Source organism: Planococcus notacanthi, from assembly GCF_030407825.1.
In the GTDB taxonomy this organism is placed as follows: Bacteria; Bacillota; Bacilli; order Bacillales_A; family Planococcaceae; genus Planococcus; species Planococcus notacanthi.
In genome coordinates, this window is sequence record NZ_JASDCQ010000001.1 from 1042086 (window position 1) to 1063102 (window position 21017).

General features: G+C 43.2%; 24 protein-coding genes. 8 read left to right on the forward strand and 16 right to left on the reverse strand.

Annotation, left to right across the window (positions count from 1 at the left end; all coding sequences use genetic code 11):
- Window positions 1-3: 3 nt before the first annotated feature.
- From QMA01_RS05065 to QMA01_RS05085, 5 genes are read right to left on the reverse strand one after another with little or no spacing between them, the layout of a single operon-like run.
- A complete protein-coding gene (locus tag QMA01_RS05065) occupies window positions 4-819 on the reverse strand; it encodes an ABC transporter permease (protein ID WP_290184882.1) in 816 nt (271 codons plus the stop codon).
- Window positions 819-1703, reverse strand: coding sequence for an ABC transporter permease (locus tag QMA01_RS05070; RefSeq protein ID WP_203339936.1), 885 nt, complete (start codon window positions 1701-1703; stop codon window positions 819-821). Before QMA01_RS05070 ends, QMA01_RS05065 begins: the two co-directional genes overlap by 1 nt.
- Window positions 1687-2934, reverse strand: coding sequence for an ABC transporter substrate-binding protein (locus QMA01_RS05075; RefSeq protein WP_290214458.1), 1248 nt, complete (start codon window positions 2932-2934; stop codon window positions 1687-1689). Before QMA01_RS05075 ends, QMA01_RS05070 begins: the two co-directional genes overlap by 17 nt.
- A 46-nt stretch (window positions 2935-2980) precedes the next feature.
- On the reverse strand, window positions 2981-3628 hold the full coding sequence (locus QMA01_RS05080) for a TVP38/TMEM64 family protein (protein WP_191715729.1): 648 nt from the start codon (window positions 3626-3628) through the stop codon (window positions 2981-2983).
- Entirely contained in the window at window positions 3625-5508 is a 1884-nt protein-coding gene (locus QMA01_RS05085) for an FAD-dependent oxidoreductase (RefSeq protein WP_191715730.1), read from the reverse strand. Before QMA01_RS05085 ends, QMA01_RS05080 begins: the two co-directional genes overlap by 4 nt.
- Before the next feature lie 189 nt (window positions 5509-5697).
- Between QMA01_RS05085 and QMA01_RS05090 the strand changes: the two genes are divergently transcribed.
- Together QMA01_RS05090 and QMA01_RS05095 are read left to right on the forward strand one after the other, a co-directional pair.
- Window positions 5698-6279, forward strand: coding sequence for a CDP-alcohol phosphatidyltransferase family protein (locus QMA01_RS05090; protein ID WP_191715731.1), 582 nt, complete (start codon window positions 5698-5700; stop codon window positions 6277-6279).
- A gap of 16 nt (window positions 6280-6295) precedes the next feature.
- A complete protein-coding gene (locus QMA01_RS05095) occupies window positions 6296-7387 on the forward strand; it encodes an FAD-dependent oxidoreductase (RefSeq protein WP_191715732.1) in 1092 nt (363 codons plus the stop codon).
- A gap of 90 nt (window positions 7388-7477) precedes the next feature.
- Here the strand turns inward: QMA01_RS05095 and QMA01_RS05100 are convergent, their stop codons facing one another.
- The 4 genes from QMA01_RS05100 to QMA01_RS05115 all read right to left on the reverse strand — a co-directional run bounded on the left by QMA01_RS05100 (window position 7478) and on the right by QMA01_RS05115 (window position 10666).
- Window positions 7478-7864: a hypothetical protein gene (locus tag QMA01_RS05100; RefSeq protein WP_191715733.1), complete on the reverse strand. Its 387-nt coding sequence runs from the start codon at window positions 7862-7864 to the stop codon at window positions 7478-7480.
- A 23-nt stretch (window positions 7865-7887) separates the two neighbouring features.
- The gene (locus tag QMA01_RS05105) at window positions 7888-8190 is read right to left on the reverse strand and encodes a hypothetical protein (RefSeq protein WP_191715734.1); all 303 of its coding nucleotides are present in this window, start codon (window positions 8188-8190) and stop codon (window positions 7888-7890) included.
- Between the two features lie 150 nt (window positions 8191-8340).
- A complete protein-coding gene (locus QMA01_RS05110) occupies window positions 8341-9273 on the reverse strand; it encodes a DUF5996 family protein (RefSeq protein WP_191715735.1) in 933 nt (310 codons plus the stop codon).
- A 241-nt stretch (window positions 9274-9514) separates the two neighbouring features.
- Window positions 9515-10666, reverse strand: coding sequence for a hypothetical protein (locus QMA01_RS05115; RefSeq protein ID WP_290214459.1), 1152 nt, complete (start codon window positions 10664-10666; stop codon window positions 9515-9517).
- Window positions 10667-10998: 332 nt separating this feature from the next.
- Between QMA01_RS05115 and QMA01_RS05120 the strand changes: the two genes are divergently transcribed.
- Window positions 10999-11625: an RraA family protein gene (locus QMA01_RS05120; RefSeq protein WP_290214460.1), complete on the forward strand. Its 627-nt coding sequence runs from the start codon at window positions 10999-11001 to the stop codon at window positions 11623-11625.
- A gap of 186 nt (window positions 11626-11811) precedes the next feature.
- Window positions 11812-12288, forward strand: a complete 477-nt coding sequence (locus QMA01_RS05125; protein WP_290214461.1) for a DUF948 domain-containing protein — start codon at window positions 11812-11814, stop codon at window positions 12286-12288.
- Window positions 12289-12366: 78 nt separating this feature from the next.
- Here the strand turns inward: QMA01_RS05125 and QMA01_RS05130 are convergent, their stop codons facing one another.
- Entirely contained in the window at window positions 12367-12885 is a 519-nt protein-coding gene (locus QMA01_RS05130; RefSeq protein ID WP_290214462.1) for a tubby C-terminal domain-like protein, read from the reverse strand.
- A gap of 61 nt (window positions 12886-12946) precedes the next feature.
- Between QMA01_RS05130 and QMA01_RS05135 the strand changes: the two genes are divergently transcribed.
- Window positions 12947-13177, forward strand: coding sequence for a hypothetical protein (locus QMA01_RS05135; protein ID WP_290214463.1), 231 nt, complete (start codon window positions 12947-12949; stop codon window positions 13175-13177).
- 2 nt (window positions 13178-13179) lie between these two features.
- Here the strand turns inward: QMA01_RS05135 and QMA01_RS05140 are convergent, their stop codons facing one another.
- A complete protein-coding gene (locus QMA01_RS05140) occupies window positions 13180-13356 on the reverse strand; it encodes a hypothetical protein (protein WP_191715741.1) in 177 nt (58 codons plus the stop codon).
- A 206-nt stretch (window positions 13357-13562) separates the two neighbouring features.
- On the reverse strand, window positions 13563-13739 hold the full coding sequence (locus QMA01_RS05145; protein WP_290214464.1) for a hypothetical protein: 177 nt from the start codon (window positions 13737-13739) through the stop codon (window positions 13563-13565).
- 253 nt (window positions 13740-13992) lie between these two features.
- Between QMA01_RS05145 and QMA01_RS05150 the strand changes: the two genes are divergently transcribed.
- The 3 genes from QMA01_RS05150 to QMA01_RS05160 all read left to right on the forward strand — a co-directional run bounded on the left by QMA01_RS05150 (window position 13993) and on the right by QMA01_RS05160 (window position 18421).
- A complete protein-coding gene (locus QMA01_RS05150; RefSeq protein WP_203339923.1) occupies window positions 13993-14454 on the forward strand; it encodes a universal stress protein in 462 nt (153 codons plus the stop codon).
- A gap of 354 nt (window positions 14455-14808) precedes the next feature.
- On the forward strand, window positions 14809-15720 hold the full coding sequence (gene cyoE, locus QMA01_RS05155) for a heme o synthase (protein WP_290184906.1): 912 nt from the start codon (window positions 14809-14811) through the stop codon (window positions 15718-15720).
- Between the two features lie 277 nt (window positions 15721-15997).
- A complete protein-coding gene (locus tag QMA01_RS05160; protein ID WP_290184908.1) occupies window positions 15998-18421 on the forward strand; it encodes a PAS domain S-box protein in 2424 nt (807 codons plus the stop codon).
- Window positions 18422-18511: 90 nt separating this feature from the next.
- On the opposite strand, the gene QMA01_RS05165 is transcribed toward QMA01_RS05160, so the two are convergent.
- From QMA01_RS05165 to QMA01_RS05185, 4 genes are all read right to left on the reverse strand, one after another.
- Entirely contained in the window at window positions 18512-18973 is a 462-nt protein-coding gene (locus QMA01_RS05165) for a DUF3916 domain-containing protein (RefSeq protein WP_290184909.1), read from the reverse strand.
- Window positions 18974-19049: 76 nt separating this feature from the next.
- Window positions 19050-19343, reverse strand: coding sequence for a hypothetical protein (locus QMA01_RS05170; RefSeq protein ID WP_290184911.1), 294 nt, complete (start codon window positions 19341-19343; stop codon window positions 19050-19052).
- Window positions 19344-19482: 139 nt separating this feature from the next.
- Window positions 19483-19626, reverse strand: coding sequence for a hypothetical protein (locus QMA01_RS05175; protein WP_290184913.1), 144 nt, complete (start codon window positions 19624-19626; stop codon window positions 19483-19485).
- A 476-nt stretch (window positions 19627-20102) separates the two neighbouring features.
- Window positions 20103-20681 (reverse strand): histidine phosphatase family protein, encoded by a 579-nt coding sequence (locus tag QMA01_RS05185; protein WP_290184914.1) that lies wholly within the window; start codon window positions 20679-20681, stop codon window positions 20103-20105.
- Between the last annotated feature and the right edge of the window lie 336 nt (window positions 20682-21017).

The window sequence follows — 21017 nt, forward strand, 5'->3', positions numbered from 1 at the left end:
CCTTTAGCCCTTCTCTATGGCGGTTTTCTTGTTTTGATAGTATTTTTTCAAAGCGGTATCCATTACGGCCAAAGTCACGATGGCGATGCCCGCAAACAGCAAGGAATAAGCGGAAGCAACTGCCGGATCCCCACCACTGATGAACGGGAACAACAGTATAGGCAACGTCACCACTTGGCCGGACCCGATGATGAAGGTAATCAAGTACTGGCTTAAAGAAATCAGGACGCTTAAGCTGGCCCCCGCAGCAATGCCTGGCAACAGATGCGGCAGCACTACATAATAAAAACGTGAAACCGGGCCAGCCCCAAGCATGCGTGCCTGATTTTCCCAATCAACTGACAAAGTGGAATAGCTGATGATGATCGCTCGCACCACATAAGGCAAAGTCGGTGAGATATGCGCCAGGACTACACCCCAGATGGTTTCCGTCAGTCCCAATCTCAGAAACGTCAAATGGATGCCCATCACCGCAACAAAAGGCGGAATCACAATCGGTGCAAAAAGGATCGCTTCCCAAAGCCATTTGGCGCGGAGTTGATGGCGAACAAGAGCAATGGCAGCGGGTATTGCAAGCAGAATATTCACAGCCGTGACGGTAAATGCAATTAATAAGCTCATCCAAACGGCTTGCCACGTACCGGAGCTTCCAAATAGCACATATTCCCAGGCACGGAAACTGAATGACTCAGGCAGAATGTGCGGCCATTGCCAGCCAAACGACAGACTCGACAGTACCAACGGGATAAACGGTAGACCAATGACTATGAATAAAAGAATGAATAAAAAAGTTTTTAATAAGACTCGGGGTTTATTCATCAATCCCACCCCTTCATTACATTCCAGCGTTTGCTGAAATAATAAACGACCAGCCCCAATAAAATGGTTAAAGCCGCCAAGATGATATTCACAGCTAACGCTTCCGGCCGGTCCGCCAATGTACCGCTTGTGTAGAGTTGATACGAATAGACCGGCAACATGCTTGGGTACGTTACCCCCAACAGGAATGGAACCTCAAAAGCAGAAAACGTGAAAACAAAAACGATGAATGCCGCAATCGTCCATGCCGGCAAGATCGCAGGCAGGACAATTTCACGGATAAAACTCCAGTTTCCTGCACCGTAGACACGGGATACATCACGCCACGACCGGTGGATCCGAGACAATACCGGATAAATCATCAAAGATACAAAAGGGGCCTCTTTCCAGGCATAGGTTAAAATAATGCCCCAGCCGAATGGATCATTGACCAGCACGGGAAACTCCTGGATTTCCCCGATCCATCCAAAGTTTGCGAAAATCTTTGACATAAAACCGCTTTGCATAAAGAGCAGCACAATAATATAGCCGCCGACCAGATGTGGTATGGTTAACGGCAATTGGAACATTCGGTGCCAGAGTTGTGTATTTCGCGACTTTGCAGATTCATTCAGCATAAAAAGCGACACCGCAATGGCTGCACCCAATACGGCTGAAATCAGAGACGACAAGGCGGCCACACGTACGGTCAAGGATAAGGATTCCCAAAATGCAGAAGAGCGGAACAACTCCGTATAGGCGGTCAGTTCAAAACCGGTTTCCCCGATTGCCGGAAAATAGCCGAGGCTTTTCAGCAGCCCATCAAAAAGTCCTCCAAAAAACAGGAGGACAATGGTGCCGATGGCTGGCAGCAGCAAAAGATAAGGCTTACTCTTTTGCCACATTTTCCATCCAACCTTTTTCGATAATTTCGATATAATCTGCAGACAATTCAGGAAGGCGGTGTTCTTCCAGGTCTTCTAATGGAAGAGTTGCCTCGCCCATGTCCACATTATTCATGGCGTCTTGTTGTTCAGGAGACAGTTTCTCCAAATCCAACGCCGACAGATCTCCCCAGTTTTCAGGAGACAGTTTAGCGGTTTGGGCTTCCGGCGACATCATTTCGTTGATGGCCACCATTGCTCCCGCTTTATCAGAAGAATTAAAAGGAATCGACAGGAAATGCGTATTGGACAGTGTTCCGCCTTCCAGCACGAATGTGCGCGTGGATTCGGGGAATCGCCCTTTCAATACTTCGCTGGCAGCTAGCGCCGGATCATAACTCATGGTCATTCCGATTTCACCGCTCGCAAACAATTGATCTTGCTTGGCCAGGCTTTCAGGATAAGTTGCTCCTTCACGCCATAAATAAGGCTCAATTTCATTCAAGTACTGCCACATCGGTTCCAGACGTGCTTCCAAGTCTTCGATGTCTGCGGCAGGCTGCTGGTATTGTTCATAACCGCCCGTCGTTTCATAGAGCACGTGGCGGATAAATGCACTTCCTGTAAAATCAGGCAAGGCAGGGTAAGTGAATTGGCCAGGATTTTCTTTGACCCATTCGGCCAGTTCTTCCATTGATTTCGGTGGGTTTTCCGACTTCATTTCATCGTGGACAAAAACAAATTGGGCTTTGCCCCACGGCGCTTCAAGCCCGTCGACAGCTTCCCCGAAATCGGTTGCAATTTCCGGGGCTTCTGCATCAACATAGTCATTAAAATTCGGCAACTGGCCGCTGAAATCTCCCCACAGCAATTCATTGTCTTTGGCGGCTTTGAAATTTTCGCCGTTGATCCAAATGATGTCCATGCTGCCTTCATTCTTGCCGGCGGCTTTTTCATCAACCAATTGATTGATGATGTCCTGCGCGTCATTCACAGGCACACGGGTCAATTCAACATCAAGCTCTTCTTTCAATCGGGGAGCCACCCATTCATCGAGGTAGCGGTTTATGTTATCGTTCCCGCCCCACATGTACATATTGACTTCTTGCCCCTTAGCCGCTTCTGAAACTTCGTTCCAGTCGTCCGTCAATAAGCTGCCTTTTTCTTCCGCTGCCCCGCTCCCGTTTTCATCAGAACATGCAGCTAGTGTAAGTGCCACCAAACCTGGCATTAACAATGTAAACTTTTTCACTCTTTCCACTTCCTAAACGCTTAGTAAATTCACTTTATCCGTCGAGCTATTGCTTTTTATTCCATTTATTGCGAATCAAAATCGGAACTGCGGTCAAAACGGCAAAAACCAGGACCGCCAAAATAATAATCCGTGGATTTCCGCTGATAAAACTGCTCCCTAAGAAATTATAGGCGAAGGTACCTGGAATGATACCAATCAATGTCGCTAAGGCAAAAGATCCAAAACGAACTTTCGCGAATGCGGCTGCGTAGCTGATCAAGTCGAAATTGATGACCGGAATAAAGCGGAACAACAGAACATAGAGAAAGCCGTTTTGTTCCATTTGCGATTGGATTTTCCCGGCATTCCCAGTCCATTCTTTGCGGACCAGGCTTTTCCCTACTGATTTTGCGATAATAAAGGACAGCATAGCTCCGAGTGTCGCTCCGATAATGGTGTAGAACGTACCTTGCCAGGCGCCAAACGCCAGGCCGCCAGCAATCGACAGTACCGATGCCGGGAAAAAGACCAATGGCCTGATGGTATAAATCAGCATATAGATGGCCGGTGCCCAAAAGCCGAATGATAAAATCCAGCGGCGGAGGCCATTTGCGTCAACATCAAAAACGGAACGGCTCAACCAGATAATCAGGACGATGGCGGCGGCTGCCAGCAACCATTTCCCGATTTTTGGAGCGGTGCCTTTTTTCATGAATTGCGCGTATGCGCCGAGATGTTGTAATACCGGTTTTTCATTTCATCGTAGCGTTTTCGGTTGACGCCTGCGTCTGAATAGCCGATTCGTGAAGCTGAACGGAATTCGATTCGTTGGTCAGCATCGTTAAAATAAAATTCGATGTCGTCTTTAAAGCGCATCGTTTTGGATTTCGCGACAGCGTATACGTAATTTTCGTCGTTTTGGGCGATCGTCACACCTTCATAGCCTTTCAACATGCCGATCAAGTTCTTTTTCGCCTGGCTTTTCGTGCCATTATATGGCCACGCAGGAACAAATTTGTCTTTAGAACTAGACTGGGATGACACGGCGTTTGGTGTTGACGGCATTTCTTTCAGACGGCCGTTTTCTACGCCGAGTTTCGGTTTAACGTTGTTTTTGATGGCCATGTTCGCGATGCCGATCCCAGCTGCAGTTGCCGCTCCGTAAATGGCGACTTTTTCTGCTGGAATTTCTCCAGCTTTCGCTTTGTTGAATGTTTTGACGACCGGTTGGTTCAACAAGTTATCGACATAGACTTTCTTACCGATCTTCACCAGCACTTCGCTGTAAGTCGGATAGGGATGGATGACACCAGACAGTTTGCCCATGTTGATGTGCAGGGATTTGATGGTCTGGATCTGGCTGATGATTTCCCCGGCACGATCACCGAGAATGCTCGCCCCTAAAATGTAACCTTTTTTATCCAGAATGATTTTCACTTTGCCAATGCTGTCTTTTTTGGTATTGGCACGATCGATGTCAGCGTAATCGTGTTCATAAACCCGGATCGAGTCGCCGTGTTTTTCACGCGCCTCCTCTTCGGATAAACCGGATCTGCCGAGTTCTGGATCCGTGTATGTACACCACGTCACATGCTCGTAATCCATTTTTCTGTTGATAGGCAAGATGGCGTTTTGCGTAGCCGTAATGCCCTGCGCATTGGCCATATGGGACAACTGGTAAGGTCCGACGACGTCACCGATGGCATAGATGCCTTTAGCGGTAGTTTCCATATGGTCATCCACTTGGATGCTTTTTGAATCGTATTCAACGCCTGCTTTTTCCAGATTGTAGCCTTTGACATTGGCTTTGCGCCCAAGCGCCACCAAAAGCCCTTCTCCGGTTACCGTCGTTTCTTTGCCGTCTTTTTCAATTGTCAAATCGATTTGACCGCCTTGTTGATTAGCTTTAACAGCAGTAGCACCCGTATGGATCGTTACACCTTCATTGATCAAACGCTGTTGGATCATCAAGACCAATTCTTCTTCATCTTTCGGCAGGATTCGTTCGAATTTCTCGACCAGCGTCACTTTCACGCCGATGCGGTTCAATGCCTGGCTCATTTCGACGCCGATGGCCCCACCGCCGAGTATGGTCATGGATTTCGGGAATGATTTCTGGGTAAAGATGGTTTCATTCGTCAAATACGACACTTTATCCAGTCCTTCGATTGGCGGTACCATCGGTGAAGAGCCTGTGGAAAGGATAAACTTCTTCGCTTCAATGCGTTCGCCATCCACTTCTACTGCATGCGGACCCACAAACTTGGCATAGCCGTTGATGAAATCAATGCCGGATTGTTTCAGCACTTCCGGTGATTCCCCCGCATAAACTTTCTGTATCACTTCCTGGATATCTTTCAGGACGACTGATGTATCGATTTGGAGGTTGGGTGAATATTTTTTGGCATGATGGACTTCTTTTGCCGTATTGATCAGCGATTTACTTGGAATACAGCCTGACCAAGTACATTCTCCGCCCGGTAAGTTCTTGTCGATCAAAACCACTTTTTTCGAGAATCCCGCTCCTGTAAATGCAGCTGTCAAACCGGCTGCGCCAGCTCCAATTATTGCGATATCATATTTTTTTACCATCTTTACCATTTCCTTTCTTTTTCTAAATTAGTATCATCTTAACAAACTACTAAAAAAACTTACTCCTAATCAGACTCGGATCGCGAGAAAAAATGAAATCCCCTTCTTCGCCTTCGAGTGGGATTACGGGTTTGAATCAGGAACATATACTATACTGAAAGTAACTTGAAAATGAAAAAGGTGAACTTAATGCTGGATACTCACGCTCGAAAACATGTTCAACCGTCCGTAGAAAAGTCGGCTGATTTCTTGCTGTCAAAGGGTTTCACGGCCGACAGCGTTACAAAAATCGCTTTTGCTATCGGCATGTCTTCAGGTGTTTTCATTTACCTGGACCAGCCTTTCTGGGCTGTTTTTGTTCTTTGGTTTTCCGGCTACCTCGATGTCGTTGACGGCACCATGGCACGCAAAACCAAACCATCTTCATGGGGGACCTTGCTGGATATCAGTTTTGACCGTTTGGTGGAAATCAGTGTAATCGTGGGGTTGGCATTCCGTTATCCCGAATCGATGTGGGCATTGCTGCTGCTGAGTGTCTCCATCATCATTGCCATGACCGTGTTCCTGACGGTAGGTGCTTTGTCCGATAAACAAGGGATGAAGTCGTTCTATTACCAGGCTGGCTTGGCTGAAAGAACAGAAGGCTTTATTCTCTTTACCCTAATGATTATTTTTTCAACATACTTAACTGCAATTACTTTATTTTTTTTCGCTGTGCAAATCATCACGATCTGCCAGCGTATGGCCGAAGCCCGGCGCATTCTGAAATAGACAGGAGAAGAAATGGATGAAGAATCTTGTGCTGGTCGGAGGCGGACATGCACATTTGCACTGTCTCGAACAACTGACAACGGATTTCCCGAAATCCTGCCGCGTTATCCTGATTTCCCCTTCCCCCTACCAATATTATTCCGGAATGTTTTCAGGATATGCTGAAGGAATCTATAGCCAGGAAGAGATCCGCATCGATATTCAAAAACTGAGCGAGCACGTCGGTGCGTTATTTATTGAAGATACCATTATCGCTGTCGATGCCCAGGCTAAAGAACTTACAGGTGCAGACGGAGCGGTTTATCCCTATGACCTGGCATCGTTTGATATCGGTTCGCAAAGCGATGTTCCACAGGCAGCGGCAGATTTTGTTTCTTCAATCAAACCGAATTACCGATTTCCGGAGCAATTGCTTCAGCTTAGAAACACGGCGCATCCTGCAGTCGTTGGAGGAGGGGCTTCGGGAGTGGAATTGGCATTTTCCATTCTGGCCTGGAGAAAGCATAATAAGCTCCCTGCCAATGTAGCATTATTCAGTTCAGCTTCCCTCCTCCACAGCCAAGGTAAAGCGGCTTCAAGAAAAATTGAAAATGTCGCTAAACAAAAAGCTTTGCCATTTATCACAGGCGTGTCTGTACAAGCCATCGACGGCATCAGCGTTACGGCGAGTGACGGCAGAATCTATCCCAAATCAGGCGTATTGTGGCTGACGGGTCCGAAAAGCGCAGCTCTCTTCAGCCTTTCCGGCTTAGCCACAGATGCCGGCGGATTTTTGCTGGTCAACGACAAGCTGCAAAGCATCCAACACCCTGATTTATTTGGAGCCGGGGACTGTGTTGCCATCGACCGCTATCCGGTTCTCGCCAAAAATGGCGTTTATGCGGTCCGCCAAGGCCCGATTTTATGGAAAAACCTAAAGAATAGACTTTCCGAAAATGTGTTGTTGCCCTTTGTTCCGCAAAAGCGATTTGTCTCCATCTTGTCGACCGGTGAAGGTGAAGCTTTTCTGACATACGGAAAACGGCCGTTGCACGGCAAGATTCCTTGGAAAATGAAGCAACGGATTGACCGGAAATTTATGAAGCGCTACAAAGATCTATATGAATAGAGAACGGAAATACAGATTGTTATTTCTGACATGCAAAAGCCCATTCCTGTGACGACCTGTAAAGTCAGCATAGGAATGGGCTTTTTCTTTTTAATTTTCTTCACCTAGAGTCGACACGCGATCAAATGCTGTTGACTTTCCATTGATGAAGACATCAATCACTTCATGGTGATCATCCAAAGTCAGCTTGTAGACATGCTGCTTTGCAGGAATGCTGCTGCCGTCCGCTTCACTGATCAAAATTTTAAGTGTGTCGTCCTGTTCTTCAATATCGGTAAGAAGATCTCCTGCAGATTGATAAATTACGTAGGCTGTTTGTTCACCTTCATAGATGAGCTGCAGGGGTTCATGTGGATTGATCAGCTGATTTAAATTTTCCGGCACGGTTTCGACTTCACTGAAGCTGAGGATCGAATCGTCCGAAGTGCATGCGGCCAATAAAACGATCAGCATAGTCAGTAACAGCTTCTTTTTCATCAAGCGGACCTCCTTATCGGCATTTATCTTTTAGGTTGGCGCTTGCCTTCCGTTCCAATTCGGCAAGGCAAAGAAGTAAGTTTTTTATAAGCGATCAACATCAGTCCGCAGACAAGAGCCGTTGCCAAAAACGTTCCCATATAGAAAACAGGAGAATTTGCAGTCCCAAAAGACACGGTACTCTGCAGATCCCCTGTATTTTCCCACGCGCTCGAAAAATTAGGCCTATAGGTGACGGTTTTCACATAGCCGACTGCAAGCGACGCCAAAAAATAAAGAATGTGGAAGATGGCCGCTCCCAACAAAGCCTGCCCCATTATTTTCATACCCAACTCCCCTTTTTTATTCCATTATTTAGTATATCAACCAACTCCATTCCTGTACACGAAAAATTATCGAATTTTCTAATAGTAATCATCCTAAAAACAGGCCATACTTTTATAGCACAGCCAATTCAGCAGTATTAATCAGCTTTGTTACCCCTTATCCGTGCGATCGGCATCATTTTGTTTGTTCATCTTCAAGGGAATGAAATAATGGGCGCTGTCTGCCCACAGGAGTTCCCGAGACAAAATATCGAAACTGGAATGAAAAAAATCCTGTATTGGCTGACCTGCACCATCAGAACTAAAGGCATTTTCTAAACTGAGAAAGTATTCACTCACTGATTGATCATAGTAAGCCTCTTTGGGTTTCAGGGCGTCAAAATTTAAGTCTTTATAGATGAATGGATAAGGCAGCACAAAAAAAGTCGGAACATCGACTTTATCATCTCCCAACCAAAATCCATATTCGATCATCTGTTCATCAAAAGCCGCTTTTTCGATGATTTTGTTTTCCGGAAATGGGTCCATTTTGTTTTTGACAATCAACAAAGACACATCAAATGTTCCCCAAAACAGTTGAGGTTTCACTTTCCGGCATCTGAGCGGGCCTACAAACTTCAGTTGTTCACGCTGTGCCAAATGGAATAGTTGCAGCCCCCTCATCGCTTGCTGGCGATTAAAAGTTAAGGGAGTGCTGTCTTCGTTCAAGTTTTTCTGATAGGCCATTTCCTGCGGTTTAGGATTGATCGTGACGCGGATGCCATTTGAATTCAACGCTTCCATTATTTCTTCAAAATAATCCTTTATGGCTTTGGAGGATTTCAATTCCAGGGATCGGACGTTGCCGTCCACATTGATAAGGATTTGGCTGTTGCGGATGTCTACATCCAGTTGAAAAGCTGTATTCTTTTGAAACAGCATCCCTGTCGAAAATCCATCAGTTGTTAAGCACAGTCCGACATGCGCCCACTGCGGCTCCTGTTGGGCAGTTTCCAGTTTTATTTTCCCCAGAATCTGTGAAATCAAATGCAAAGTGAATTTGGTATCAGCCCACTCGGAATGCTTGATCCCATCAACCTTCATTCTGTTCGCCTCCTGGATCCGTGTTGTTTTAACTACTATACCAACCGTCACCAAATAAGAAACATAATGTACCAGAGACTGCCCATGTCCGTAGCAAGTTAGAAGAATATTAAGCGAAAGAAATCAAATCTTTTGGACAAATAGAAACTAATCGGCAACCATTCATACATAGATGCTGAATAGTAGTATATTTTTTAGACTTTTCTCTATTATGCAAGGGTCCCACACTGATATTTCAGGTTCACCAATTTAAACTAACCAATCGTTCAGCTTCTTTGCAGCAGCCCATTTCCTTCAACTCTTCGATGAGAAATGCCTTTAGTTCAGGATCTTCAAAAACCAATCCAGTGAATTGTACATCTCTGATCAAAGCCAATTTACTTTCCTTTGGAGCAGAAACAAAAAATGTCATAATTTCTTCTAAAGCCGGGTCTTCATTTCTTGTTAAAGGAAAAAGGGGAGAATGATCCGCTATATTTTCTGTAGCGGCTATACCAAGGCCATCCATTGTCGGCAGAACGACCTGCGTACTTCTTGACGCAGTTACTGTCTTCTGAATGTACTCGTAGACGTTGGCTATATCCACACAGCCCATGACTTCTTGCAATTTCGCTGCCACTTCTTTTCGTACTCTGTAAAAATCCGTTTCCGTTGAGGCGTCCTTTTCTGCATTTTGCTTCATTATTTGGTAATCATCAATCGACTCAAGCATCGATCCATTAAATAAAAACAATAATTCCTCATCACTGTAGAGATAATCAATAAATTCTTTTGCATTTCTGGCAAGCAACTTCACTTCATTTTCAAAATCCATTGGTGAAATACTGACGATAAATGCCTGTTCCAGATCGGTGACTTTACCAAAATCCGTCAACAGGCCAATATGAATTCCATCTACACCTGTCCCCATGAAAGGGAGCACGTCGAGCGGCGTCTGCTGGTAGGCCTTTGTATCATCTATCCAATGCAAGCCCATATACTCATCCAATGATTTTCCATCCCTATGCAGCACCTCATCAAAAGATTTCAAACGCTTCAATGTCGGGGGAAGAAAGCTTAAATCAGTAATCACTTCCACTCCTTCTGAAATAGACTGACAGCATGAATTAATTTCAAATTTCTGTAGTTCGGGGGCAGCCATTTCCAAATTCAGTACATCATCAAAAGCCTCCACTTTTCCTTCTGCACTTAGAACCAACTGTCTCTTTCCGTTTGTAAGTTCACCGCAGATTTTGCAGCTTATTTGAGGATTGACCCGTTGAAGCCTTATCGTCAAATTGTCCAACTCTTTATCTCTGTCAGGTAGCTGCAAGTCCCAATAGGTCTCTTCTCTAACTTTGAACCAATCCCAAAATGCTTCGAATCTGTTCTCAAATTTTGTCGTCCATAGCATAATCTTCCCTCCCTTAATCCAACAATTAATTCATTTATTATACCCATTTCCTGGATATAAAGGAATTAAACAAACGGGTATTCCCCTTACACTTAATTGAAAATAACTTATTTATAAAGCATTGCCTATACCTATCCTTGTGAAGAATTTTGCTTAGGAATAGACAGATTCATTTTTCAATATTCAAGTAGTACTTATTGATATTCACTAATAGATTCGATTTTACTTATTCTTCAGTTAACGATATGCTTTTATCTAATAAGAGAAAGTAATCCAGATTTGAATGGCTATTCTTCAATTTCTTTTCTGAAATCAAAAGGAGTGTTGTCAAAATGCCGAATAAAGCGATCAGTGAACAATTCAAATCCATTCCGACCACCGCAATTTCTGATGCAATGAAAGGGATGAACAATCTGGATCCATCCATTAAACCGCTTAAGGACACCTACAAAATCAGCGGAAGAGCCCTTACCGTCAAAATGCCTATCGGAGACAATTACAGTGTTATGAAAGCGTTGGATGCAGCCGAACCTGGGGACATTATCGTCATTGATGCAAAAGGTGATTTGTCACGTGCTGTCGCAGGTGATTTTGTCATCGGCATGGCCAAGACCTTGGGCATCGCCGGCTTTGTCGTAGATGGTGCCGTTCGGGATCTGGAGGCATGCAAGGCATTGGATTTCCCGATTTTCTGTAAAGGCACCACAATTGCAGCCGGCAACAAGGCCGGACAAGGAGAGATCAATACGGCAATTTCCTGTGGGGGCGTTCCGGTTCAGCCCGGTGACATCATTGTCGGAGACTGCGATGGCGTCACTGTGATCCCTCAGGCCAAGGCAGAAGATGTTTTAGCCGGTTCACTGGAGAAACTCAAAAAAGATGATGAGCGTGCCGCTTCCGTTTCAGAAGATATTGTCGCTGTTAAGAAGTATTTAAAAGAGCAGATCGGGAAAGCTTAAATGACGAAAAGACAATGGCCACTAGGAGCTTTTCGAAAAAAATCATGGGTTTTTTGATAATGACAATGCCCATCCTTCCAAAACCTTTGCTATACGGGCAAAAACCACCCTTTGATGGGTTAAGCGATGGGACATAACGGGTATAGCATATCCAAGACATCAATAAATTTAGAGGAGGAATACACCATGGATTCAACAATGTGGCTGTACATAGCACTTGGAATCTTCGTGCTGGGCCTGATTATCGCAATCGTCGGCGTTGTTATGCTGATTTCGGGAATCAAAGAACCGGTGAAAAAAATGAAAGGTTCCGCAAACAACTTGAAAGAGCGTGTCGACAAGCTTAATTTGGAAGTGACGACCTTATCGCATACTGCAAATGAATTAAAAGAAGATGTGCAAGTAAAATCCGAAAAAGTCGGAACTTTGGTTGATGCCGCTAAAGGCACCCTGAATTCGGTTGTTGACTTGAACGCAACCGTCCGATCGATTACAGGTGATATTACGACTCGAGTGGATCGGGATAAACGCAATATCGCAGAAGTTAATCAATACAGCAATACGGCAATCGGTTTAGTTGACATGATCAAAAACCGTAAGTTGCCTAATAAAAGCAACTCTACTTATTCTCCAACCAACATGCCGGACGTAAAAGAATATTAATTTGTTAATGAAAATACACTCTGTGTTGGGTATCCGATACAGAGTGTATTTTTTCTGCGTTATCAACTCTGGATTTCACTACGGGTTGTAATAAAAGAATGTGTGAAATAGCACTGCAGCTAATGACGCCTTATCCTGATTTACCGCCTCGACATGGACCACATCAAGCTCAGAGTTGACGATTAAGTTGGACATTGATACAGCCGCAATTTCTGTGTCATTGCATTTCAAATGGCCCGTCCCAGCAAAGTCTTTCTCAAAATAATAGCTGCGGTTGTCCAATTTAAATGAATAAGCTATTTCTATCAATTGAATGCGATGTTCTGCAACCAGGACAGATTTGTGGGTTTGATGGCCTAAAATACGATAACCGAAACCTGGAAACGAACATTCGATGCTGTAAAAGGGTTTTCCATCCAACTGTGTAATTAAATATGTATAAGGCAAACCGGAACTCAGCAATGCATTGAAAATCCCTGCTATAAATGGATGGCGCTTTCGGTGCAATAAGAACAACGCTTGTCCCGATTCGTCTCTTAGCGTCATTTTTTTCGGCCGCTGAAACGTTTTGTGGACTCGATAAGTAAACTGCTGCATCCCCTGCCTCCTTACATTATTTTAATCTACAATATGAATTTTCGATCAGGAGGAATTATTGATGAAAAAAGGCTGGCTCTCAATTGTTATAGGCTTGGTTTTAGGTTTGACGCTATCCTATTTTCTGCTTAGCTATAATGGATGGACAATGGTTTCAATTGGAAATGATGGAGAAACTTTAAGTTCGGTCAATGAACTGGATTTCGATTTGATTACGAATGCATTCGGACTTGTTTTACTTTGTATAGCTGTAGTTTATGGAACACTTTCTGTCTTCAATAAACGTTCATGATTTTAGTTAGACAAGTCTTTTGAATAAGCTGTGGATTTGTAGAGCACCATTGCGCTGAAGAAAAAGAAATGAATTGCAAATTTTATATCCACAATCTCCAACGTGGAATCTTCGAGAAATCCATTCACTTTTTGATCTAAGTTATTTTCGCTCCATCCAACAAATGTTTTGACTCTCATGTTAACCGCTCCCTAAATTTATAGTTGATACTAAATATACGAATGAGTAAACTGCAAGTTTCATCTATTTTTCTTTTCCCCTATATCCATAAAGTTGAAATCACCAAATAAGCGATCATTCCAGCGATAAAAATCAGCAGGTACTTCAATTTTCTACCCATGCTACTCACCTCCTGGATTGTCGGTCGGATGACGAACTTTGCTGATTACCTATTACGTTCTTTGCCATCTTTTAAGTTTGATAGTCCAATAAATGGACAAATAATTGTCCCCGCTATCAAAATCCCAGTCAATATTCCATTATTTCCCCAAGACGTAATGACCGAAATCAAACACACGGCCGCAATTGCAAAAGCTCCGTATTTTTCCACAAACGCAAACATATGATGTCCTCCCGTCATTATTGATACACCCAAAGCTCTTTTTCTTATGTACCAGTCCAAACTCCAACAACAACTTCAAAATAAACAGGAATTCTCTTTCAACTGTATCATCCATTTCTTGACTTTCGAAACATATTGACTGTCTCCCTTGCCAAGTCTCTTTAACTAATCTGTTTATGCCGTTTAACTGCAGGAGTTCTCCCGTTCAACGGAGAAGTACTTAATACTACACAAATTGACAGGAGGGTAAACAATGGCTTTAGCTTACAAAGAGATTCTCGTAGCAGTTGACGGCTCGGACGAAGCAGGACTCGCATTCAAAAAGTCGATCGGCATCGCCAAACGAAACAATGCCAATTTGAACTTGATTTACGTTGCTGACCCCCGGACCTATACGCCCATCAGACTCCACGGCGTTGATACCGAACAGCAGGCTTTTAAGTACGGCAGAGAACTTCTGGAGAAATACAAAGCCGAAGCCGTGGACGCCGGAGTGGAAAATGTAAACAACATCGTCACTTCAGGTTCACCTAAGAGGGTTATTGCCCGAGACTTTGCTAAACAAGTTGAAGCGGACCTGATCATATGCGGTGCATCCGGAATCAATGCCTTGGAACGTTTCATGCTTGGAAGTGTTTCGCAGCATATTGTCCGCAGCAGCCCCTGCGATGTACTGGTGGTCCGTATTCCGGACCCTGAAGAAGAGGTCAATTAAGGATTCCATTTCCTGCTGTTAGGCACCTATCAATGACGTTTCATTTTTCAAACCTTTCATTGGCTCAAAGCCTCTTTCCTGCAACAAGGAAGAGGCTTTTTGATTTGTGATAAAGTGAAGCACATCCGATGCTTTCTCTCCAGTCCTCTCCTGTCCCGCAGGCAAAGCCATCCCTTGCGATTGAATTTATTGCAATTTCAACTCAAATCTTACGTTTAAACTGTGGCATATTTTTACATGTTTCACAATAGACTTGAAATGTTCAAAAATGATTTGGCAAAAATGCTGGTTTAATGGAAATTTGCCTGTCAGCTGAGGTATATTAATAGTCGTGGACATAAGAGGAGTTTGAAAATGAAAATAGAACTAACTGCACCATCTCAGAAAACATTATGGGCACAAGTCGTGAAAACAGGAATTATCAAATCGAATTTGATTCCCATGCTCGCAGGATTGATGCTCGCGTTGTATACGTACCAAGAAAGCTTTACAGAGAATATCGGCAATATCCTTTTAGCCTTAATAGGTACAGCAGCTATTATTGCAGCAGCTGGTTCGTTCAATAATCTTTACGACCGTGACATCGATGCTGTCATGAACCGGACCAAAAGCCGCCCGACGGTAACAGGATCTATAGCGATCAAAAAAGTCTTATGGGCTGCAATTCTGTTATTGGTTATCGGCTTGGCTTTATTGTATGTGGCTTCCCCACTAACCGCATTCCTCGGATTTCTCGGCGTGTTTTTCTACGTGGTGCCTTATACCATGTGGACAAAGCGCCGGACAATCTGGAACACGGAAGTGGGAAGTATTTCAGGCGCTATGCCTCCTTTGATCGGCTGGGCCGCTGTAGCACCTGATATCTGGCATCCTGCCTGCTGGGCGTTATTCCTGATTATGGTGATCTGGCAAATGCCCCATTTTTACGCAATTGCCATTCGTAAGCAAGAGGATTATACAGCAGCAAATATTCCGATGCTTCCCGTCGCCAAAGGTGCAAAGCGCACTTATTTACAAACTAATATCTATTTAGTTTTATTGGTGATTTCAAGCCTGCTGTTTTTGCCCTTAAGCCTCGGCTTGACCTTGGTTTCTCTAGTCATGGGACTTCTATGGCTGGGCTTAAGCCTTTTCGGATCCCAGAAATACGGCATTAAAGTATGGGCCGATAAAATGTTTTTATTCTCCTTGGTGCATATGGTCGTTATTTATTCAACGGTAATTATTTATGCTTCCATCGGGATGATTCTTTCCGGAATTTATTGACAAACAATCCAGTAAAAAATGTTACGTGACCAAACAGGTAGACAGTATCGCAGCTGATCTACCTGTTTTTTTATTGCCATAAATCTCCTTCTAAATATTCTAAATTATTGTATTAAGTTTTAGAAACCCCTATCTTGCTGTTGCTTAATCTAGTAAACTTAAATTACATGGGAATTAATTACTTTTTAAGAATCTTGGAGAACTAGTCTAATAGACCCCCGCGCATAAACTATCCATACATAAAAGAAGAAAAGTTATGATTGGAAGGAGATCAATAATGATGAAATATTTGTCAAAAGAGCTGGGACAGGATATTTTAGCTTCCACTGCTCTTTTTGATTTGATTCAAGACCCCATTTTCCTGATGGCGAAAGACGGAAATTCCTATCGTTATCTTTACGCTAATCCAGCAGCGTTGGCTATCATGCCCCCACAGAAAATTATCGGCTGTCTGATTGAAGAAGTTTTCCTTCCTGAGCAAAGTCAAGCAATAATCCGACAACACCAAGAAGTAACAGCTGCGCAAAAACCGAGAGAATTTATTGAAAAGATTCAAACAGACAATGGGTTTTTTATCGGTGAAATAATGTTGAGTCCGGTACTAGTCAAACCTGATCAATGCCAGTATATAATGACTGTCGTGCGGGACGTCACCGAAAGAGAACAGAGAAAGGAAGCTCTGCTGAAGACTAAAAGGGAAATCGATGTCGAGAGAAAACGATTGAACTCACTGGTCGAAAACAACGGAAATGCGGTATTTGAATTTGATCAAGACAAAAATTTCATCAGCATCAACCATACAGTCACAGAAGTTACAGGGTTCTCTGAAAAAGAGCTGATTGGCCAGTCCGTTGTTTCAATGGTCGTCGATCGCTATTTAGAGGACACGCTCTCTCATTTTGAAAAAGCCTTGACCGGAGTTTCTGTTGAATTTGAAACGGTGATCTATACAAAAAAACGGCAGAAGGCTGTCTTTCAAGTGAATACCATTCCCATCATCATTGAAAATCAAGTGAATGGAATTTATGCCATCGCCAAAGAAATTTCAGATCAGAAAAAAACAGAGCGATTGTTGCGCGAGAATGAACAGCGGTATAAATCGCTATTCGACAATCACCCGCATGGAATTTTCACGTTTGACCGGACCGGCAACCTGGAAAGCATCAATGCGGGTACCGAAAACATCACCGGTTATACGTTTGAGGAATTAAAGGCAAATTCATTTTTATCGATCGTCATGCCTGAAGAAATAGAAAAAGTACGCGACTATTTTTACAAAGCGATTAACAGCGAACAGCCGGAACGTTATGAAATGGCTTTCCATAAGAAAAATGGCGGGTTGATTGATTTGCAGGTCCTGAATATCCCTCTGATCGTAGATGGACAAATGCTTGGAATCCACGGCATCATCACCGATATCACTGAAAAAAATTTAGCTGCTAAGGCGCTGACAAAGGCAAAAGAAGAACTCGAAGTTTTCTGGGAAAACTCAACCGATCCTCTCTTTTATATTGATACAAAAGGAGATATCTTAAAAGTAAACCCGGCCTTTGAAGAAACATTCGGCTTTACTGAAGACGAAATGAAAACTGGAAAAGGAACAATCATCCCATCTCATATGAGATCTGATCAAGACCATATTATAGGACGGATATTGGACGGAGAAACGGTCAAGTTTCATGATACACTGCGCATCGACAAAACCGGGAAACCGTTGAATATCATTTCTTCCTATTCCCCAGTCCGAAATTCGGATAGAAAAGTCATTGGCGCGACAATCGTCTATAAAAATGTGACCGAATTAAAAAAAGCAGAACAGGAACTACAGAAAAGCCAGGAAAAATACCGGCTGATTACAGAAAGCACTTTTGACATCATTACATTGATCGACCTTTCCGGAAAAGTGGAATACGTATCGCCCGCCAGCGAAAAAGTGTTGGGATACTCGGATCAAATCTTTATCGGAAGCCCTTTTACTACGAACGTTCATCCGGAGGATACTTGTAATTTAATTGAAAGTGTCGCATCCCTCATTGATAGAGGAGAATCTACCACAGTAGAAGTGAGGTGTATGCATCGGAAGGGACATTATGTCTGGATGGAGATATCCCCCACCCCAGTCTTGTCGAATGGGGAATTAAAGCAATTCTTCACGATTGCAAGGGACATCACAGAACGCAAGAAGCTACAGGACAAAGTAGAGAAGATGGCATTTTATGATCATTTAACCGGTATCCCCAACCGCCGGACTTTTGATGACAAATTAAAGAAAGCTATTTTCCAAGCCGACGCCACCGGAAAAAAAGTAGCTGTACTTATGTTGGATGGCCGCAAGTTTAAACAAATCAATGACCAGTTCGGACACGATGCAGGAGATGCAGTCATCAGGGAAATGGCGATGCGGCTAGAGTCCAGCATCCGATCTAGCGACACGGTTGCCCGTTTGGGCGGTGACGAAATGGGGATTGTTTTACCGGGACTTGATTCAGTCGAAGTGGCCGAACAAACAGCAAAGCGAATACTGAAATCACTCGAATCTCCCCTGCTCTTTAACGGTTGTGAAATTAAAATTGGAGCCGAAATCGGCATTTCGTTATACCCCGACAACGCTGATAATGAAAAATCATTGGTTAAATACGCAGATATGGCTCTTTACGAGGCGAAAACATCAGACCACGATCATTATCGGATTTACAATTAAAAACCAGGCAGCTTAACTGAGAGCAGAATGAAAGAAGGAGAAAAACCATGCGTTGGCATCGTTTTTCTCCTTCTTTCATTTAAATTTCGTTTATTTACTATCACCGATAAACCAAATTTCATTTTCATAATAGCCTTCTTCATCATCGATTATTTCCTTGAAACCGGAAATGGATAAGTCTTCAGGAACGTCCAAATTCCATTCTGCCCGAACATTTCGAGTCTCCGGAAGCGGAATCCATTTCTGGTCCTCATCTTCACGGATAAAGAAATCTTGGAAATGTTCGTTCCCTTTAAAAACAATGATTTGTGAATTCCACAAACTCGGAAAATCAATTGAAGCTACAACACGGTATTCCACTTGGTCATAAGGCTTTAGATCTTTAAGGTATGCCACCCGTTCTATAAGTGTTTGCATACAAAGTTGTTTAACTTTCCGAGATGTTTGATCGGAGTTGATAAAACCTTGGTGAACCGGCAAATGCATATGCCAGTATCCATTATAGAAATCCGTTGGAAATACCGCTGTGTTTTCTTTAATCCGTTTGACCATGTTTTCCGTCTTCTGTTTAATCCCCCGAACTTTTTTTCTCTCATGTCAGTTCTCCTCAATTTACAGTTAGATAAAACTAAAGATAAAACACCATGAAGAGGCTAAACAAAGCAATAGCTCCCATCATGCCAACTACCATAGTTCTTCCAAAATCGCTTATAAAATACAGATTCAGCATCATAAAATAAAGAACACCAATGATCAAAATAAAAAGCAGAAATCCGTTTGTGTCTGCAATTTCATGCGTAAAGATCGAAAGCAGCAGTCCTGAAATAAGAAACACACCGTACCAATTTAGAACTTTTCGCACGGAGAATACCTTTGGATTTTCAGGTCCTGGTTTAGGCGTCGCCTTCGGATATGGGTTCATTTTATCAACTCCCTGTCGTCCCTACTTCTTTTACGAAATAATGGAACCGATAGTTTCAGAAATTGAAATAAATGATTTGCATCATCTTGTTGAGTTCATCAGCATCGATCAAATCATTTTTTCACAGCACCCTAAAAATTCATTCCACAATGACATCTGAAGGAAGAATGCCCGAAAAATCTTTCGGTACATCAAACGGAATGACGCGGACTTGATCGCCCACTTCCAATTCTTTGTAGGAACTTATGGCTCCTTTAAAAACGGCACCATCATTCAGATGCATTTCATATGCTGCGGTTTTTCCTTCACCAGTTGAAGGTACTTCGATAATGAAACTAGTCTCTTACTTTTCTGTCACTGTCCCCTCATAGTTTCCGCAGGCCGATACCACCAGCAGGAGAATGACCAGCACTCCGAACAATCGCTTCATATGGGCTCACTTCCGTTTCTATAAGGTACCTAAATCATCTGTTATTCATCAAATTTAATTCCTCTCTTTTCGTTTTCCAACTAAATTGTATTCTTAACGAATTCCCTGAATTTATTTTCCTCTTCGGAAAACGGATTATGATTACTCTCTTCGAATACAGTCAGTTTGGCTGTTGGAATATGGGTAACTACCAGTGGCACACATGGACTCTTTCAAAAATTTTAAAACTTCCCCTTGCCGTTTAAAGCATTCCTTCTTGCCACATTATCCATTCCTCTTCTTATTTAGAGGTTTTACTTACAAGGTTTGTTTCTCGATATGATCGCCAATTAGTTAATAACCAACCTGAAAAATTCCGTTTCATTCAGAAAATCTTGTCTTGTAAGCAATCGCCCTGATATGAGTTGCCGGTAAGAAGTGATGGTCCCATCATGTGTAATAATGTAGATTCTCTTTCGTTGAAAACTTCGGCAAAAACCAAAAAAGTCTTCGGCCAAGCAGCTGAATTCATATTCTGGCAGTATATTGATACCTGTTTTCCACAACGAAGAATCCTGATTTTGAGCAAAATGAAAGGCAGGAAATTCTTCTTGCATCGTTTGTGTATCGAGCAGCTCATCACAGCGAGATGTCACAGCATCCGCGTGGGCAGGAAATATCCGGGGCGCCGCCAACGGGTGGACAACTTTAATACAATCCACATTTCTGCTCCACACAGAAGCAGTCTGGAGCGTTCTCAGAGTAGGGCTGACAACCACAACATCCTCAGCAGTCAAAGGCAGTGCAGACCTTAATTTTTTCGCCTGGTCCATGCCTTTGCTGGTTAGCGAAGGATTTCTCATTCCAAGACTGTTCGGCAAATTACTCGTATGTGTTCCTTGGCCATGACGAATAAAAATCAATTCCATATTCCCTGCCTCCCCATTTTAAACAGTAATTACCATTTAAAAATGACTCCATACGTCAGATTCCCACTTCCACGACTTAACCCTGTTGGTCAACCGCACAACTTCCGGAAGAACCGTTGGCAATGTTCCCGGTTCCATTCTATAACCTTGCCGTCGGAGCTCCCGGAAGATGTTGATTCTATTCTTAATATACCAAATAAAACCAATAAAAAACAAAGTGATTGACTATTCTTTTCCTTTAAATTGATTGGTGTTTGTTCTTATCCAAGATTTTTGTCTGCACAAAAAAACCTCTCTCGAACATCCATTTTTGCGGACGATCAAAAGAGGTTCATC

What these genes read in the sequence shown, in the direction of transcription:
- QMA01_RS05065 (WP_290184882.1), bottom strand. Translation starts at nt 819, where the DNA reads ATGAATAAACCCCGAGTCTTATTAAAAACTTTTTTATTCATTCTTTTA.
- QMA01_RS05070 (WP_203339936.1), bottom strand. Translation starts at nt 1,703, where the DNA reads ATGTGGCAAAAGAGTAAGCCTTATCTTTTGCTGCTGCCAGCCATCGGC.
- QMA01_RS05080 (WP_191715729.1), bottom strand. Translation starts at nt 3,628, where the DNA reads ATGAAAAAAGGCACCGCTCCAAAAATCGGGAAATGGTTGCTGGCAGCC.
- QMA01_RS05085 (WP_191715730.1), bottom strand. Translation starts at nt 5,508, where the DNA reads ATGGTAAAAAAATATGATATCGCAATAATTGGAGCTGGCGCAGCCGGT.
- QMA01_RS05090 (WP_191715731.1), top strand. Translation starts at nt 5,698, where the DNA reads ATGCTGGATACTCACGCTCGAAAACATGTTCAACCGTCCGTAGAAAAG.
- QMA01_RS05095 (WP_191715732.1), top strand. Translation starts at nt 6,296, where the DNA reads ATGAAGAATCTTGTGCTGGTCGGAGGCGGACATGCACATTTGCACTGT.
- QMA01_RS05100 (WP_191715733.1), bottom strand. Translation starts at nt 7,864, where the DNA reads ATGAAAAAGAAGCTGTTACTGACTATGCTGATCGTTTTATTGGCCGCA.
- QMA01_RS05105 (WP_191715734.1), bottom strand. Translation starts at nt 8,190, where the DNA reads ATGAAAATAATGGGGCAGGCTTTGTTGGGAGCGGCCATCTTCCACATT.
- QMA01_RS05110 (WP_191715735.1), bottom strand. Translation starts at nt 9,273, where the DNA reads ATGAAGGTTGATGGGATCAAGCATTCCGAGTGGGCTGATACCAAATTC.
- QMA01_RS05115 (WP_290214459.1), bottom strand. Translation starts at nt 10,666, where the DNA reads ATGCTATGGACGACAAAATTTGAGAACAGATTCGAAGCATTTTGGGAT.
- QMA01_RS05120 (WP_290214460.1), top strand. Translation starts at nt 10,999, where the DNA reads ATGCCGAATAAAGCGATCAGTGAACAATTCAAATCCATTCCGACCACC.
- QMA01_RS05125 (WP_290214461.1), top strand. Translation starts at nt 11,812, where the DNA reads ATGGATTCAACAATGTGGCTGTACATAGCACTTGGAATCTTCGTGCTG.
- QMA01_RS05130 (WP_290214462.1), bottom strand. Translation starts at nt 12,885, where the DNA reads ATGCAGCAGTTTACTTATCGAGTCCACAAAACGTTTCAGCGGCCGAAA.
- QMA01_RS05135 (WP_290214463.1), top strand. Translation starts at nt 12,947, where the DNA reads ATGAAAAAAGGCTGGCTCTCAATTGTTATAGGCTTGGTTTTAGGTTTG.
- QMA01_RS05140 (WP_191715741.1), bottom strand. Translation starts at nt 13,356, where the DNA reads ATGAGAGTCAAAACATTTGTTGGATGGAGCGAAAATAACTTAGATCAA.
- QMA01_RS05145 (WP_290214464.1), bottom strand. Translation starts at nt 13,739, where the DNA reads ATGTTTGCGTTTGTGGAAAAATACGGAGCTTTTGCAATTGCGGCCGTG.
- QMA01_RS05150 (WP_203339923.1), top strand. Translation starts at nt 13,993, where the DNA reads ATGGCTTTAGCTTACAAAGAGATTCTCGTAGCAGTTGACGGCTCGGAC.
- cyoE (WP_290184906.1), top strand. Translation starts at nt 14,809, where the DNA reads ATGAAAATAGAACTAACTGCACCATCTCAGAAAACATTATGGGCACAA.
- QMA01_RS05160 (WP_290184908.1), top strand. Translation starts at nt 15,998, where the DNA reads ATGATGAAATATTTGTCAAAAGAGCTGGGACAGGATATTTTAGCTTCC.
- QMA01_RS05165 (WP_290184909.1), bottom strand. Translation starts at nt 18,973, where the DNA reads ATGGTCAAACGGATTAAAGAAAACACAGCGGTATTTCCAACGGATTTC.
- QMA01_RS05170 (WP_290184911.1), bottom strand. Translation starts at nt 19,343, where the DNA reads ATGAACCCATATCCGAAGGCGACGCCTAAACCAGGACCTGAAAATCCA.
- QMA01_RS05175 (WP_290184913.1), bottom strand. Translation starts at nt 19,626, where the DNA reads ATGCATCTGAATGATGGTGCCGTTTTTAAAGGAGCCATAAGTTCCTAC.
- QMA01_RS05185 (WP_290184914.1), bottom strand. Translation starts at nt 20,681, where the DNA reads ATGGAATTGATTTTTATTCGTCATGGCCAAGGAACACATACGAGTAAT.